At 68.2% G+C, this 13,160-nt stretch carries 12 protein-coding genes; 2 read left to right on the top strand and 10 right to left on the bottom strand.

Annotated features, from left to right (window positions below):
* From sctJ to A9Z05_RS05960, 8 genes are all read right to left on the bottom strand, one after another.
* Nucleotides 1–600: type III secretion system inner membrane ring lipoprotein SctJ (gene sctJ / locus A9Z05_RS05925; RefSeq protein WP_069617273.1), on the bottom strand; the 600-nt coding region annotated here is incomplete at its 3' end.
* A 50-nt stretch (nucleotides 601–650) separates the two neighbouring features.
* Complete coding sequence (locus A9Z05_RS05930; RefSeq protein WP_069617274.1) at nucleotides 651–1,127, bottom strand: hypothetical protein; 477 nt, start codon at nucleotides 1,125–1,127, stop codon at nucleotides 651–653.
* Between the two features lie 124 nt (nucleotides 1,128–1,251).
* A complete protein-coding gene (locus A9Z05_RS05935) occupies nucleotides 1,252–1,464 on the bottom strand; it encodes a hypothetical protein (protein WP_006480857.1) in 213 nt (70 codons plus the stop codon).
* A 138-nt stretch (nucleotides 1,465–1,602) separates the two neighbouring features.
* Nucleotides 1,603–2,961 (bottom strand): type III secretion system inner membrane ring subunit SctD, encoded by a 1,359-nt coding sequence (sctD, locus tag A9Z05_RS05940; protein ID WP_069617275.1) that lies wholly within the window; start codon nucleotides 2,959–2,961, stop codon nucleotides 1,603–1,605.
* The gene (gene sctC / locus A9Z05_RS05945; RefSeq protein ID WP_069617276.1) at nucleotides 2,942–4,987 is read right to left on the bottom strand and encodes a type III secretion system outer membrane ring subunit SctC; all 2,046 of its coding nucleotides are present in this window, start codon (nucleotides 4,985–4,987) and stop codon (nucleotides 2,942–2,944) included. The genes sctD and sctC overlap by 20 nt, the downstream gene beginning before the upstream one ends.
* Nucleotides 4,987–5,265 carry a type III secretion system export apparatus subunit SctS gene (sctS, locus tag A9Z05_RS05950; protein ID WP_006480854.1) on the bottom strand — a complete coding sequence of 93 codons (279 nt, stop codon included), beginning with the start codon at nucleotides 5,263–5,265 and terminating at the stop codon, nucleotides 4,987–4,989. The genes sctC and sctS overlap by 1 nt, the downstream gene beginning before the upstream one ends.
* Nucleotides 5,262–7,469 carry a type III secretion system export apparatus subunit SctV gene (gene sctV, locus A9Z05_RS05955; RefSeq protein ID WP_069617277.1) on the bottom strand — a complete coding sequence of 736 codons (2,208 nt, stop codon included), beginning with the start codon at nucleotides 7,467–7,469 and terminating at the stop codon, nucleotides 5,262–5,264. The genes sctS and sctV overlap by 4 nt, the downstream gene beginning before the upstream one ends.
* A 249-nt stretch (nucleotides 7,470–7,718) precedes the next feature.
* Nucleotides 7,719–8,552, bottom strand: a complete 834-nt coding sequence (locus A9Z05_RS05960; protein ID WP_069617278.1) for an autoinducer binding domain-containing protein — start codon at nucleotides 8,550–8,552, stop codon at nucleotides 7,719–7,721.
* Nucleotides 8,553–8,834: 282 nt separating this feature from the next.
* Here A9Z05_RS05960 and A9Z05_RS05965 point away from each other — a divergent pair, with 282 nt between their 5' ends.
* Entirely contained in the window at nucleotides 8,835–9,743 is a 909-nt protein-coding gene (locus A9Z05_RS05965; protein ID WP_069617480.1) for a LuxR family transcriptional regulator, read from the top strand.
* Between the two features lie 131 nt (nucleotides 9,744–9,874).
* On the opposite strand, the gene A9Z05_RS05970 is transcribed toward A9Z05_RS05965, so the two are convergent.
* Nucleotides 9,875–11,521: an NRAMP family divalent metal transporter gene (locus A9Z05_RS05970; protein ID WP_069617279.1), complete on the bottom strand. Its 1,647-nt coding sequence runs from the start codon at nucleotides 11,519–11,521 to the stop codon at nucleotides 9,875–9,877.
* 122 nt (nucleotides 11,522–11,643) lie between these two features.
* The gene (locus A9Z05_RS36820; RefSeq protein ID WP_176730164.1) at nucleotides 11,644–11,781 is read right to left on the bottom strand and encodes a hypothetical protein; all 138 of its coding nucleotides are present in this window, start codon (nucleotides 11,779–11,781) and stop codon (nucleotides 11,644–11,646) included.
* 1,080 nt (nucleotides 11,782–12,861) lie between these two features.
* Here A9Z05_RS36820 and A9Z05_RS05975 point away from each other — a divergent pair.
* Nucleotides 12,862–13,128: a hypothetical protein gene (locus A9Z05_RS05975; RefSeq protein ID WP_069617280.1), complete on the top strand. Its 267-nt coding sequence runs from the start codon at nucleotides 12,862–12,864 to the stop codon at nucleotides 13,126–13,128.
* Nucleotides 13,129–13,160 lie beyond the last annotated feature (32 nt).

The following is a 13,160-nucleotide window of genomic DNA, read 5'->3' on the forward strand; positions in this document are numbered from 1 at the left end:
GTGTCGCTGTTCCTGCAGCCCTTCGATGCTGTGCGCGACGAGATCCTTGACCATCGGCGCCATCGCGCGCAGGTCGACGCCCGGCCGGTAGCGGATGTACACCGCGGCCGACGACGGCTTGATCTTGTCCGCGAGCGGATCGTTTTCCGGAATCACGACCTGCACGCGCGCGACCACCACGCCCTCGATGTCCTGCAGCGTGCGCGACAGATCCTGCGACACGCCGTACAGGTAGCGCACGCGCTCCTCGGCCGGCGTCGACACGAGGCCCTGCTTCTGGAACAGCTCGCCGAGGCTCGCATAGCTCGGCTTCGGCAGCCCGTTCGCGTGCAGCACCGTGAGCGCCGCCTGCATGTCGCCGTCCGCGACGCTCACGAGCCATGCGTTGCGGTCCGACGTGTCGCGCGCGTCGTTGTCCTTCGACGCGCTGATGCCCGCGTCGCCGAGCACCGCGATCATCTGGTTCGCGTCGCGCTCCGACAGGCCCGAGTACAACTCCTTCTGGCACCCGGCCAACAGCACGAGCAGCCCCGCGAGCAGCGCGCGCGCCGCCCGGCTGCGCCACGCATGCGTGCGCGGCGTCGAATCGATCGTCGTCATCGTTTGTCCGCTTCAGGGCGCATGGGACCCTATGGTCCGCACGCGCGCTTTCACTCCTGCGTCTTCAGCACCGTATGCGTGAAGCCGTTCGCCGCCTGCGCAACCGACAGGCTCAACTGGTATTCCGAAATCGTGGTGGTTGCCGTCCACTGGAAATCCATCGCCTTCACCATTGTCATCAGCGGGTCGCTGCGGCTGTCCGCCATCGACGTCAGCATCTCGTTGCGGTGCTTGTCGATGTTCGCGTACCGCGAATCGAGATCGTTGCCGTACGTGCGCAACCGCTCGACGAGCGACGACTGGTTCGCCTGCGCGGGCGTCATCTGCACGGCCGGCGCCGCATCCGCCGGCGCGCGCGCCATCGCGACGCCCGACGAAGACGGCGGAGCGGCCGTCGACGCGCCCGGCTGCATCAGCGCATCGAACTGGCGCACCTGCGCCGGATCGGACGCCGCGCCCGTTTGCTGCGCGGCACTCGCGAGCGCCGCCGCGCCCGGCGGCGCCGCGCCTACGCCTGTTACCGACATGATCGTGTCCTCCTTGACCGGCAGAGCCGGAAACGGGCCGGCCGGCACGCATCGACGCCCCACCGGGCGCCCGTCACGGGCGGCCCCGGCATGCGACGTCGCGCGGCTCGGCCGGCGACCGGCGTCACGCGCGGCCGGCGGAACTCAGGTGTTGCGCAACCTGGGCGTTCGCCGTCCCTTCCTGCGCGGTCACTGCGTTGCTGGTTTCGAACGTCGCAGTCGATTGCTGAACCTGGAAATTGATCTTGGTCAGTTCGAGCTGCGTCTTGGTCAGGTCGTCGGCCTGCTTCTGCACGTCGCCCGTATTCGTCACACCACCTGCTGCCGAGGTACCCATGCTTCGCTCCTTTACGTGAACCACACTCCACCTTCCGGCGGCGGCCCCATGCCCCGCCGGCGACGTGACGCGCCGCATGCGCGGCGTGTCGCGTAATGCGCGCATCGCGCGACGCGATGCGCAAATCCTGTCGCGACGCTAGTGCGTCGCGCCCTTCGATGCGCCGGCCGCCGCGACGGGCGGCGGCGCCGGCGCATCGGGCAGCAGCGTCGGCCCCGGCACCGGCTGCGCGACGCCCGCCGCCGCCCCGCTCGCGAGCGGCGCCACGGGCGGCGCCGGCGCCTGCTCGGGCGCATGCGCGGACGGGCCGCCGAGCGGCATCGTGATGCGTTGGCCGTTGCGCTCGAACACCACTTCGTCCGGGCCGATCGACACGACGGTCGCGCCCTCCTTCAGCCGTGCGCCTTCGAAATAGCGGCTGCCGTCGATCGTTTCGATGTAGCGCTGGTCGCCGTCGCCGGCGAATACGGTCGTGATCTCCGGAATGCCTGCCGTGCCGCCGAGCGTCGTCGCCGTGCGCGGCGCGGCCGCATCGGCGTCGCGCACGTGATCGACCACCTCGAGCGCCGGCCGGGCATCCTTCATGTAGTTGCGGATGCGCGGCTCGATCTGCGCGCGCGCGGCCGTGCCCGTCAGCTCGATCCGGCCGCGCCCGAGATACGTGACCGTCAGTGCCGTATCGCTGAAATAGGTCTGCGCGGTCGCGACCAGATCGCTGACCACGTAGATGTTGCCGAGCGCCGCGTTGTCGACGCCCGCGACGATCTGCGCGACGCGTTCGCGCGCGGCCGGATCGCTCACGTAACCCGACACGATCACGCCGTCGTCGCGCGGCGCGACCGCCAGCTCCGGATACGCGTGCAGCAGCTGCTGCAGCCGGTGCGTGCGCGCGAGCACCGATTCGTGCTGCCACGGCAGGCGCCCCGACCATGCGACGAAGCCGTAGCCGAGCGCGCCGAGCAGCACGCCGACCCACAGCGCGACCAGCGCGATCACGAGCCGCCGGCTGCCCAGCCGCCGCAGCCCGCCCGTGAGCCAGCCGAGCCACGCGGCCTCGCGCGCGGTGTCCGGCGCATCGGTTTCGTCGGGCACCGCGACGCTCGCCTGCGCATGCCGCGCGATGCCGAGCCGGATCGAGCCGACCGTCACGACGTCGTTCGGCGTCAGCGAGCGGCGGCCGGCGCCGAGCGGCTCGTCGTTGAACAGCACCGGCGCGCCGGCGTCGCCGCCGTGGTTCTGCACGGTCACCGCGAGCGCGCCGACCTGCAGGCACACCTGTTTCGCGCCGATCTCGCGATCGGGCAGGATCACTTCGCAGTCGGCCGCCGTGCCGACCCAGTTCGCGCCGCGCGCGAGCGACATCGTGCGGCCGTACATCGGCCCGCTCAGGAAGCACAGATTCCACGGCGATGCGAGCGCGGCCGAGCCGGCCCCCGCGCTTCCCGCGCCGCCGGGCAATGCGCCGTCGCCGTGCGGATCAATGATGCTCGTCGACATGCGTGGCCACTCCTGCGGTCGTCGCCGCGGGCTGCGACGCCGCGCCCACGGGCGGCGGCGGCAACGCGGGCGGACCGAACTTCGTGCCGGGCAGCGGCTTCGGCGTCAGCGGCACCGCGACGTCGTTGTCCGGCGGACGATACATCGACAGCCCTTCGGGGTTCGCCGGACCGTCGACGCCCGGGTTCACGGGCGAGCCGTCCGGCGCATACATCGACGCGTTCGTCACGACGCGCGGCGTCAGCAGGTAGAACCGCTCCATGTGGTTGCCCGACTTGTCGGTGTACTTGAACAGGTTGCCGATCAGCGGAATGTCGGACAGCCAGGGCACGCCGCTCTTGTTCAGCCGCACCTCGTCGTCGTTGAAACCGGCGATCAGGAGGCTCTTGCCTTCGTCGATCATCGTCTTGGTGACGATGTTGCGCTGCTGGATCACCGGCACGTTCGACACGGCCTGCCCCGGCACGATGTTGCCGTCCTGGATGTCGATCGACATCATCACGCTCTGCGGGTTGCCGGACACGGCGGCCGCATTGCGGATCGCCTCGTCGACGATCATCGGCGTCACCTTGATGCTGGTGCCGGTCGTCACGCTGTACAGCGACGAATCCTGATAGCCCGGCACCTGCACGTAGAACTGCGTGAGGTTCTCGAGGATCGCCTCGGTGTTGTCGAGCGCGAGCACCTTCGGCTTCGATCGCAGTTGCGCCTGACCCTTTTGCGCGAGTGCGTTCACGCGCGTGAGCAGGTAGTTGCGCAGCGACCCGCCGATCGACGCGGTCAGCGCGATGCCGGTCGGCATGAACGCGCCCGTCTGCCCGGTTTCCGACGTGCCGATGCCGAACGTCAGCGGCGGATTGCCGGCGCCGTTGTACTGCGTGTTGCCGTTCAGCGCGTTCTGGCCGTTGCCGATCTGTACGTCGCCATGCGTCGTGTGCAGGCGCCAGTCGATCCCGAGGCTGTCGAGCGAATCCTCGTTGATGTCGATGATCGTCACGTTGATCTCGACGATGCGCGGCCGCTCGTCGAGCTGGCCGATCAGCGACTGGTAGCGATACATGTTCTCCGGCAGGTCCCGCACGATCACCGCGTTGATCGCCGGATCGGCGACGATTTGCGGCAGCGTGTCGCCGCCGCCGTTGTTCGAGAACGGCGAGAACCCGCCGCCCATGCTGCCGTCCGCACCGCCATAGCCGCCCTGCCGCGGGCCGCCGGAGATGTCGGGGAAGTCGAGGCGCGGCACCGCGATCGTCAGCCCCGAGCCGAGCTTCACCTGGCGCGCGGCCTGCCCGAGCGGCGTGCTCGACGGCGCCGCGACCGTGTCGCCGGTCTTGCCGAACAGCCGGCGCAGGATCGTCGCGACGCCCGGCACCGTCACTTCCTTGCCCGAGCGGTTGATCGTGAAATCCGACGCCCAGCCGTATTTCAGCCGGAACGCGCGGATGTCCGCATGCGCGCCGTTCGCCGACGGATCGCCGACCGAGCCGATCGCCTGCCGCACGAGTTCGACGTAGCGGCGCGGGCCGGCCACGTACACGCTGTTCGCGCGATCGTTGATCACCAGCGTGTAGCGCTTGTCCGGAATCTGCATCGCCTGCAGCGCGCGGCCGATTTCGCCGGACGCGTTCGGCGGGATCGGGATCATCTGCGTTTGCGACTGGTCGGCCGGATCGACGTACAGGAACGAGCCGTCGTAGTACCACGTGAGCCCGTAGGTCGAGCAGATCGTGTCGAGCGTCTGCTGCGGCGTGCCGGAGAAGCGGCCGCTGATCACGCCGTCGACCTTCGGATCGACCACCGCCGTCACGCCCTGCGACGACGCGAGCTCGCGGATGAAGTCGCCGATCTTCTTGCCGTTCGCGACGATCGTGAACGGCTTGTTGCGCCAGCGCAGGTCCGCGGCGCGCGCATGCTGCGCGGGCGCCATGCACAGCGACGCCGTGAGCAGCGCGGTCGCGCACACGGCAAGCGCGGCCCGTTGCAGGCTGCGCGGTTGAAACCGGATCGAGGCGACGCGTCGACGCATCAAAGGACTCCTGTGGAAGAAACGAACATGCGTTCCAGCGCCTGCTGCGCAAAGCGCAGCACTTCGCCGCCGAGCCAGCCCGACAGCAGCACGAGCGCGACCATCACGGCGATCAGCCGCACCGCGATGCCGATGTTGGCGTCCTGCACCTGCGTAACGGCCTGCAGGATCGCGACGACGAGGCCGGTGACGGTCGCGATCAGCACGATCGGCAGCGACAGCAGCAGCACGAGCATCAGCGCCTGGCGCGTCAGGTCGAGGATCGTCGAGCTCGTCATTGCACGGCTCCCGGCGCGCGCACGTCGGCGCCCGCGCCGACCGTCCCGTCGTCCGGCGGGTTCTTCACCCAGCCGACCGTATGCAACTGCACGTCCTCCTCGACTTCCTGGTACGACAGCACCGCGAGTTCGGGCAGCACCGGCTGCAGGATCGTCTTCACGTAGCGGCGCGCGCCGAGCGCGACCATCACCGCGAGCCGCGCGGCGCCCGGCGCATTGCCGTGGCCGCCGGGGCCGGCCGCCTGCGCGGCCTGCACGATCGCGCGCACCTGTTCGCCGATGTCCTGCTTGACCGCGCTCGACAGCGCGAGGAAATTGCCCTGCTTCGTGCGCATCACCGCGCGCTCGATCCGCTCCTGCAGGTTCTGCTCGAACAGCACGACCCGCAGCTGGCGCGCCGTGCCCGCATGACGATCGGTGATCATCCGGCGCAGGTCGACGCGCACGAGTTCGACCAGCGCGATCACGTCGTCGGGCTCGTTCGGCGCCCACGTGATCAGGCTCTCGAAGATCACGCGCAAATTGCGGATCGGCACCTGTTCGGCGAGCAGCCGGCGCAGCACTTCGGTCACGCGCTGCAGCGGCACGAGCCGCGTCAGTTCGCCGACGAGCTCCGGGTGATCGCGGCGCACCAGATGCACGAGCGCCTGCGTCTCCTGGATGCCGAGCAATTCGTCGGCATGCTGGCGCACGATCTGCTCGACGTGCGCGGCCAGCGCGCTCTCGCTCGACAGCCACTTGCCGTCCGGCGCCGCGCCGTCCGGCTTGATCCACAGCGCGGTCGCGAACGGGCCGAACGCCTCGGCCGGCTGGCGCTCCGCGCGCTCGGGCAGCGGCGCGACGCCGTCCCACAGCAGCCAGCCCGGCTTCAGCGCACCGTGCGCGGCGAGCACGTCCTGCAGGTAGATCCGGTACGTGCCGGCCGGCGCGCCCTCGTCGTCGTTCAGCGTGATGCGCGGAAACACCGTGCCGATGTCCGCGTCGACGCGCGCCTTCGCGCTCGACAGCGCCGCCTGCAGTTGCGCGAGGTTCAGGCCCGTGCGCAGGTCGTCGGACAGCGACACCGCGATCAACGACGTGACGCCCGCCGCGTGCGACACCTTCGCGGGCTGGCCGTCGTCGGCCGCGCCGACGCGCCCCGCGACATGAATCAGGTTGAAGCTCGGCGCGGACGTCTTGCGCTTCAGTTGCGAGAACGCGAACGCGCCGAGGCCGAGCGCGATCAGCGCGAACGACCATTTCGGAAAACCGGGCACGACGAGAAAACCGGTCAGCACGAACGCCGCGATCAGCAGCGCGCGCGGATGCGCGCCCAGTTGCTCGCCGAGCTGTTCGCCGAGCTGGCGCTGCCGTGCATCGCGCGTCGCGACGCGCGTCGTCACGATGCCCGCCGCGATCGACACGAGCAGGGACGGAATCTGCGACGCCATCCCGTCGCCGACCGTCAGGATCGCGTAACGCTGCAGCGCCTCGCCGATGTCCATCCCGTGCATCAGCGTGCCAACCGCGATCCCCGCGACGATGTTGATGAACGCGATCACGAGCCCCGCGATCGCGTCGCCCTTCACGAACTTCATCGCGCCGTCCATCGCGCCGTGCATCTGCGATTCCTGCTCGAGCTTCTCGCGGCGCTCGCGCGCTTCGTCGGCGCTGATGATGCCCGCGCGCAGGTCGGCATCGATGCTCATCTGCTTGCCCGGCATCGCGTCGAGCGAGAAGCGCGCGCCGACTTCGGCCACCCGCTCCGACCCTTTCGCGATCACGATGAACTGCACGACCGCGATCACGAGGAACACCACGCCGCCCACCACCACGTTGTTGCCGACCACCAGCCGCCCGAACGCGTCGATCACGTGGCCGGCGTTCGCATGCAGCAGGATCAGCTTGCACGACGCGATGTTCAGCGCGAGCCGGAACAGCGTCGTAAACAGCAGCAACGCGGGGAACGACGAGAAGCTGACCGCCGACGGCACGTAGGTCGACACCGTCAGCAGCACGACGCTCGCCGCGAGATTCAGCGAGATCATCCCGTCGAGCGCGGTCTGCGGCAGCGGCAGGATGAACAGCGCGACGACCGCGACGATGAAGGTCGCGAGAAACAGGTCGGCGCGCGGCGACGCGCCCCCGAGGCGCCGTCCGGACACGCCGCGGCCGGCGGAAAACAACCGCTGCCAGTCGCGGGGGAGCGCCTTCGGTTCAGCCATCGTGCCGTTGTCCTGTCGTTATCGCCGGCTGGCACGGGCAACCCTTCCCCGTGCTGCGCGGACCGTTGAATGGGACGAGTGTAGCGACGGGAAACGGCGGAAAAAGAAGCGCGCCTCGTAGCGTGAAAGCGCGTTTTCGTCAGACAATCGAATCGGACTACGAAACCCGGCGGCAGGTTCGGGCACGCGCCGCCGGAACCGCTTCCATTGCGCGCAGCGGGCGCCGGCGCGTGTCCGGCACGCGTCAGGTCAGGACGGCAGCCGCCGCGCGGCGAGATACGCGAGCTGCGCGCGGTTCTGTACGTTGAACTGCTTTTCCAGCGAGCGGATATGGTGCCCGACCTTGTGCAGCGACGTACGCAGCGCGCTCGCGATCTCCTGGTCGGACAGCCCGTGCACGAGCCGGTCGAGCACCTGCTGCTGCTCGTCGCCGAGCGCGAAGCCGCGCATGCGCGCGACACGCGCCTCGAGGAACGGCAGCGCGACGCGGTGCACGGCAAGACTGACCGACAGCGCGCCGCCGATCACGCGATCGTCGATCCATTCGGTCCCGTGCGTTTCCGACGTCAGGTTCACCGCGACGCGCAGGTCGAGGCGCGGCGCCGACAGGCTGAAGATCACGCCGCTGTTCATTGCGTGCGCACGCAAGTGGCCGGCGAGCGCGAGCACCTTGCGGTCGCCGCTGCCCTGCGCAACCGCCTCGATCTCGTCGAGCCGCCACGCGACCGGGAAGCCGCTCTGCCGCACCTGCGCGAAGCGCGGGTCGCTTTCGTACAGCATCCCTTCGATGAACGGCTGCATGAACGTCGCCGGCGCGAGATCGCGCAGCAGATGCGCGCGCAGAATGCGGCGCCCGATCATTTCGTACGCGCCGTAACCGAGCGTGCTGAAGCCGATTTGCCGCAATCGCGCATGGCATTGCGCGAAATCGAATGACGCAAGGTCGGTTTTACCTGGCGCTATTTGAATACCGGTAAAAACGTCACGCTCGATTGCGTGATATTCGTTCGAATAAGCGGCAGCGGCCGCTATATCGGCTTGTGAGAACCACTCGACGCGTGGTGCGCCGTCAGCATATGTCATGAGGAGCCCGCCCTTTCCCAATATGTGAAACTGCGCCCCGTCACGATCCGGTCTTTTCTTTATGATTTTCTGGTCGTCGTTATATGCGTTCGAAGATGAACCTTTCGCCGCCATTAGTATTACGGCATATTACCCACACCCCGGCATTTTTGTACAATGCCCCCGCGTTTCGTCAGGGATGACGATCGGCGCAATCACAACGATGCTCGGTCGCACCGCCGCGAATGCCGTACACGATACGGCCGCCGCCAGGCGATGCGCGTCGATTCCGAGGGATGGCTCATGTCCGATATTGCATTGCATGAAGAAGCGGTCGCCCCAACCAGCTTGCCGCGCTCGTCGCGCGGATCGAACGCCGGCGCGGACGCGTTGCGCGAGCGCGCCGTGCAGGTCGTCTGGTGCGACGACGTGAAGCGCGGCGACGACGCGCAGCCGCACGCGCCGAAGCTCGGCGTCGCCGATACGCTCGCGCACGCGCAGAGCACGGCCGAGCGCAACCGGATCGTCACGAGCCTGCTGCATCTGACCGGGTTCTCGACGTTCGCGTATTTCGCACTCGAATTCGCGCGCGAGCGCGTCGAAAGTCTCTACCTGCACGAAGCGTTCACGCCGGCCACCTATCGCGGCGACTACGTGCGGCACAGCCACCACGACGTCGATCCGCGCACGCTGGGCGCACGCGTGTGCAACATGCCGATCGTGTGGGACCTGCAGCAATTGCGCCGCGCGCACCGCGAGCGCGACGACGCGCCGTCGGTGAGCCCGGCCGCGCTCGACGGCTTCCTGCAGACGATGCAGGACGACGGGATGTGCAGCGGCATCATGTATTCGATGGCCGTGCCCGGCACGCGGCTCCACGCGTTCATGAGCTTCACCGCGCCGCGCCGCACGCGCGAATGGATCACGCCGGCGACGATCGAGCAGGCGCTGTCGATCGGGCTGTCGGTCCACAAGTTCGCGTCGCCGCAACTGATCTCGACGTCGCGCGAGCGTGCGGTCAACGGGCTCACGCCGTTCGAGCAGGAGTTGCTGCTCGGCATCGCCGAAGGCGCATCCGACAAGGAGATCGGCCGGCGCCTCGACACCAGCGCGCACAACGTCGACTATCACCTGCGCAAGCTGCGCAAGCGCTTCGGCGTCGCGAACCGGATCCAGCTCACGTACCTGACGTCGAAGCTCGAGCTGATCTGACACGCGGCGGCGGCGCAACGCCGTTGCGCGTCATCGCCCGCGTAAAACGCACATGCCGGCCTCGCGGGCCGGCATGGACGGGTTGCGGCGCGGTGCCGGGTCCGGCGCCGCTTCCTGGCAGACGATCGCCGTTACTTCAGCAGCGTCATCTGCACGACCTTCACGATCACGAGGCCGACCGCGATCACCAGATAGCCGCGCAGCACGGCCATCCAGATCCGCGTCGCGAGCGTCATGTTCTGCGGCTCGAGCGTGTCGAGCGGCGGCATGCGCCACGTGTCGCGCAGCGAGCGATCGACGGCCGGCTCGACGACGCGCTTGTTGCGGCGAATCAGCACCGTCGCCAGATAGCCGGCGATCGCGAGCACGGTGCCGCCCACCAGCACGTCGACGATCGCTTCGCCGCTGATGTCCGGATACATCACCGACGCGGTCAGGATGATCGACAGCAGCACCAGCACCCAGATCACCGCGCCCGTGAACACGTTGAGCTTCGTCGAGTTGACCCAGGGTCCAAGCACCTGGCGGTCGTTGCACAGCACGAGCAGGAACACCGTCGCGCTCGGCAGCAGCACGCCGGCCAGCGTCTGCACGGCCTCGGTCAGCAGCCCCAGCGGGCTGCCCGGGATCAGCACGAGCGTGGCCGCGGCCGCGACGATGCCGAAATACACGAGATAAAAGCCCTTCGCGTCGGTCACGCCACGGTGTAGCGAGTGGCGAATCTTGAACACGTCGCCGATCGCGTAGGCGGTCGACAGCGACACGGCCGCCGCGCCGATGATGCACGCGTCCAGCAGCGCGACCGCGAACAGCGTCGCGCTCGTGCGGCCCGCATACCGCTCCAGGCCGGCGATGACCCCGCCCGCGTCGGTGAAGTTGCCGGCTTCCGGATGGCCGCCGAACAACGCCGAGCTGAAGCCGATCATCGCGACCGCGCCAACCAGCACGAACGCGATGCCGATCCACAGGTCGGCCTTTTCATATTTCATGAAGCGCGGCGTGATGCGCTTGTCGATCACGTAGCTCTGCTGGAAAAACAATTGCCACGGCGCGACCGTCGTGCCGACGATACCGATCACGAGCAGCATCACGTCCGACAGCTTCGCGTGCGCGGGCCAGTTCGGCACGAAGAAATCGCGCGTCATCTGCGCGACCGGCGGGTGGATCGACACGAGCACCGGCACGAGCAGCAGGCTCAGCACGCACAGCCCGATCGCGAACCGCTCGAAGCGCCGGAAGTCGCCGGTACTGACGGCCGCCATCGTCAAGGCCGCGGCCACGCACACGCCGGCCACCTTCGGCAATCCGAAGAAATCCAGCACGAACGTGATGCCGATGAACTCGGTGACGATGGTCAGTGCGTTGAGCAGGAACAGGTCGATCACACTGAACGCGCCCCAGAACTTGCCGAAGCGTTCGAAGATCAGGCGCGCATGGCCGACGCCCGTGACCGCGCCGAGGCGCAGCACCATTTCCTGGTTCACGTACAGCACGGGCACGAGCAGCAGCAGCGTCCACAACAGCGTCGTGCCGTAGTTCTGGCCGGCCTGCGTATAGGTGCCGAACGCGCCGGCGTCGTTGTCGCCGACCATCACGATCAGGCCCGGGCCGACGATCGCGAGCAGCGTGCGCAGGCGCGCCCACCACGTGCCGCGCGCACCGGTGTCGTGGTGCGAGATCGTGCCGAGCGCACCGCGGATGTCGCCCAGATGGGCTTCGTCGAGTACGGCGTTGCGCTCGACCGCGATCGGTGGAGAGACGTTGGAGGGCGTGGACATGATGTATTCCGTACGGCTAAGGGTTATGCGATTCGATGAGCGTGTGACCTTGGAATGCGCACGGGACGGCCGCTCGAAGGCGGGCGCGCGTGCGCATGCCGAGGCGCGCTCGGCGTTTCTGTTCAGTGGATCAATGCTTTCAGCTGGTTCAGCAGGCGGGAGAACACCCGCGGACGGGCGTCGAGCGTCAGCATCGCGTCGTAGTGGGGGCGCGATTCCGTGACGTGCGGAAGGTTCGACAGCAGAAGGCCGAAGTTCATGGTCTGGCTCCGTGCGGCGACGGCATCGTGCCGGCCGCGTCGTGGACGCGGGGCCAGTCCGGCGCCTGAACGACGTGTCAGGCTAGGCGGCCGGATTGTCCCCGCGACCCGGGTTCAAAAAGGGTCTGCGTATGCAACGGGCATAAGGGACAACTGTCACTGTCGTTCATGGCGGCTCCTGTGCGGTGTTCCGGGGAACACGGTTGACCGCCGTCCGGCGGGCGGGCCGGCATTCGCGCCCGGAGAACGGATGCGCGAACGCGGCCGCCTGCCTGGCGGCGGTGAAACCGGGCAGCGCATGCGAGAACGCATCACGCTAACCGGCGCGAATCAGGGTGCACGTAGGGAGTTGCTGCGGAATACTGCTGCGCGCACCGTTTGCCCGGGAGACAAACGGCGGCTTCGATGAGGCGCGGACGTCGGTCGCTCAGGCGGAAATTTCGTTCGAAGATCGACTACTGCAGGCGTCCAAGGCGGCGGCCCCAAGAGTGAAGATGGCGGATTCTATGGACCGCCCGAAAGTGAAGTCAACCCCTTGAAACCCCATTTTTCGAAATAAATTCCCCGCCTGACGCGACTGAAAGATTTGCCCTTGAAATAACGTTCCGAAACCTTTCAGCACCGTCATCGCGCCACGGCGCGCCGATGCGTGCGAGCAACGGCACGGCACCCTGCCGCGCATCCTTTTCACGATCGCCGGGCGGGCGCGCGACAGCCCCGCCACGCGGCGACGCGCACGCGACACAGCGCATCTTTCGTGCGTTTTTTGCTTGCGCCGCAGCAAAAGTCGCGACTACAATCCGCCCCAATTCATCAAGGGAGTCCCTCCGTGGACACATGCTCCAGTTGCAGTTCGATGCCGGTCCAGGCCGGCCAAGCCATCGCGAGATAGCAGCCAGACGCATGTCTTTCGCCGCTAGCTCGCATTCGTCGGGTTAGCGCGCGTCCTCCCGGGCCGGCCATCGCCGGTTCGTCAGTCGCACGCTCCGTTATGTTCCATCCTCCGATCGCAGGGTCGCGTCACGCACCCGCGCTCGATCACGTCGTCCGGCGTTCGCCGGGCGGAACGGAGGCAGCGTCATGTTCTTTCAATCGTTCGCGGTCAGACTCAAGCGCGTCGTGCACGTCGCGTGCGACCGCTCTTTTTTCGGTCGCTCGCCGTTCGCGCGGGCATTCGGCCACTGGCGCGGCTGCGCGCTCGCCCACGTGCCGGCGCCGCCCCGCCTGCTCGACTGCGTGCTGATCGCCGCGACGGCCGCCGCGCTCGCGCTCGCCGCGCTGCTGTGCTCGGTCGCGCCACGCGTCGGCTTCGCGCAGGTGTGGCGCGTCGGCGGCTGGCTGCCGTAACTCCCTCTCCGTCCGTGCGGGCCGTCTCGCCA

Source organism: Burkholderia sp. A2 (assembly GCF_001729305.1).
Taxonomy (GTDB): domain Bacteria; phylum Pseudomonadota; class Gammaproteobacteria; order Burkholderiales; family Burkholderiaceae; genus Burkholderia; species Burkholderia sola.

Coding starts and splice junctions, on each gene's coding strand:
- A9Z05_RS05930 (WP_069617274.1), bottom strand. CDS start 1,127: ATGTCGGTAACAGGCGTAGGCGCGGCGCCGCCGGGCGCGGCGGCGCTC.
- A9Z05_RS05935 (WP_006480857.1), bottom strand. CDS start 1,464: ATGGGTACCTCGGCAGCAGGTGGTGTGACGAATACGGGCGACGTGCAG.
- sctD (WP_069617275.1), bottom strand. CDS start 2,961: ATGTCGACGAGCATCATTGATCCGCACGGCGACGGCGCATTGCCCGGC.
- sctC (WP_069617276.1), bottom strand. CDS start 4,987: ATGCGTCGACGCGTCGCCTCGATCCGGTTTCAACCGCGCAGCCTGCAA.
- sctS (WP_006480854.1), bottom strand. CDS start 5,265: ATGACGAGCTCGACGATCCTCGACCTGACGCGCCAGGCGCTGATGCTC.
- sctV (WP_069617277.1), bottom strand. CDS start 7,469: ATGGCTGAACCGAAGGCGCTCCCCCGCGACTGGCAGCGGTTGTTTTCC.
- A9Z05_RS05960 (WP_069617278.1), bottom strand. CDS start 8,552: ATGACATATGCTGACGGCGCACCACGCGTCGAGTGGTTCTCACAAGCC.
- A9Z05_RS05965 (WP_069617480.1), top strand. CDS start 8,835: ATGTCCGATATTGCATTGCATGAAGAAGCGGTCGCCCCAACCAGCTTG.
- A9Z05_RS05970 (WP_069617279.1), bottom strand. CDS start 11,521: ATGTCCACGCCCTCCAACGTCTCTCCACCGATCGCGGTCGAGCGCAAC.
- A9Z05_RS36820 (WP_176730164.1), bottom strand. CDS start 11,781: ATGAACTTCGGCCTTCTGCTGTCGAACCTTCCGCACGTCACGGAATCG.
- A9Z05_RS05975 (WP_069617280.1), top strand. CDS start 12,862: ATGTTCTTTCAATCGTTCGCGGTCAGACTCAAGCGCGTCGTGCACGTC.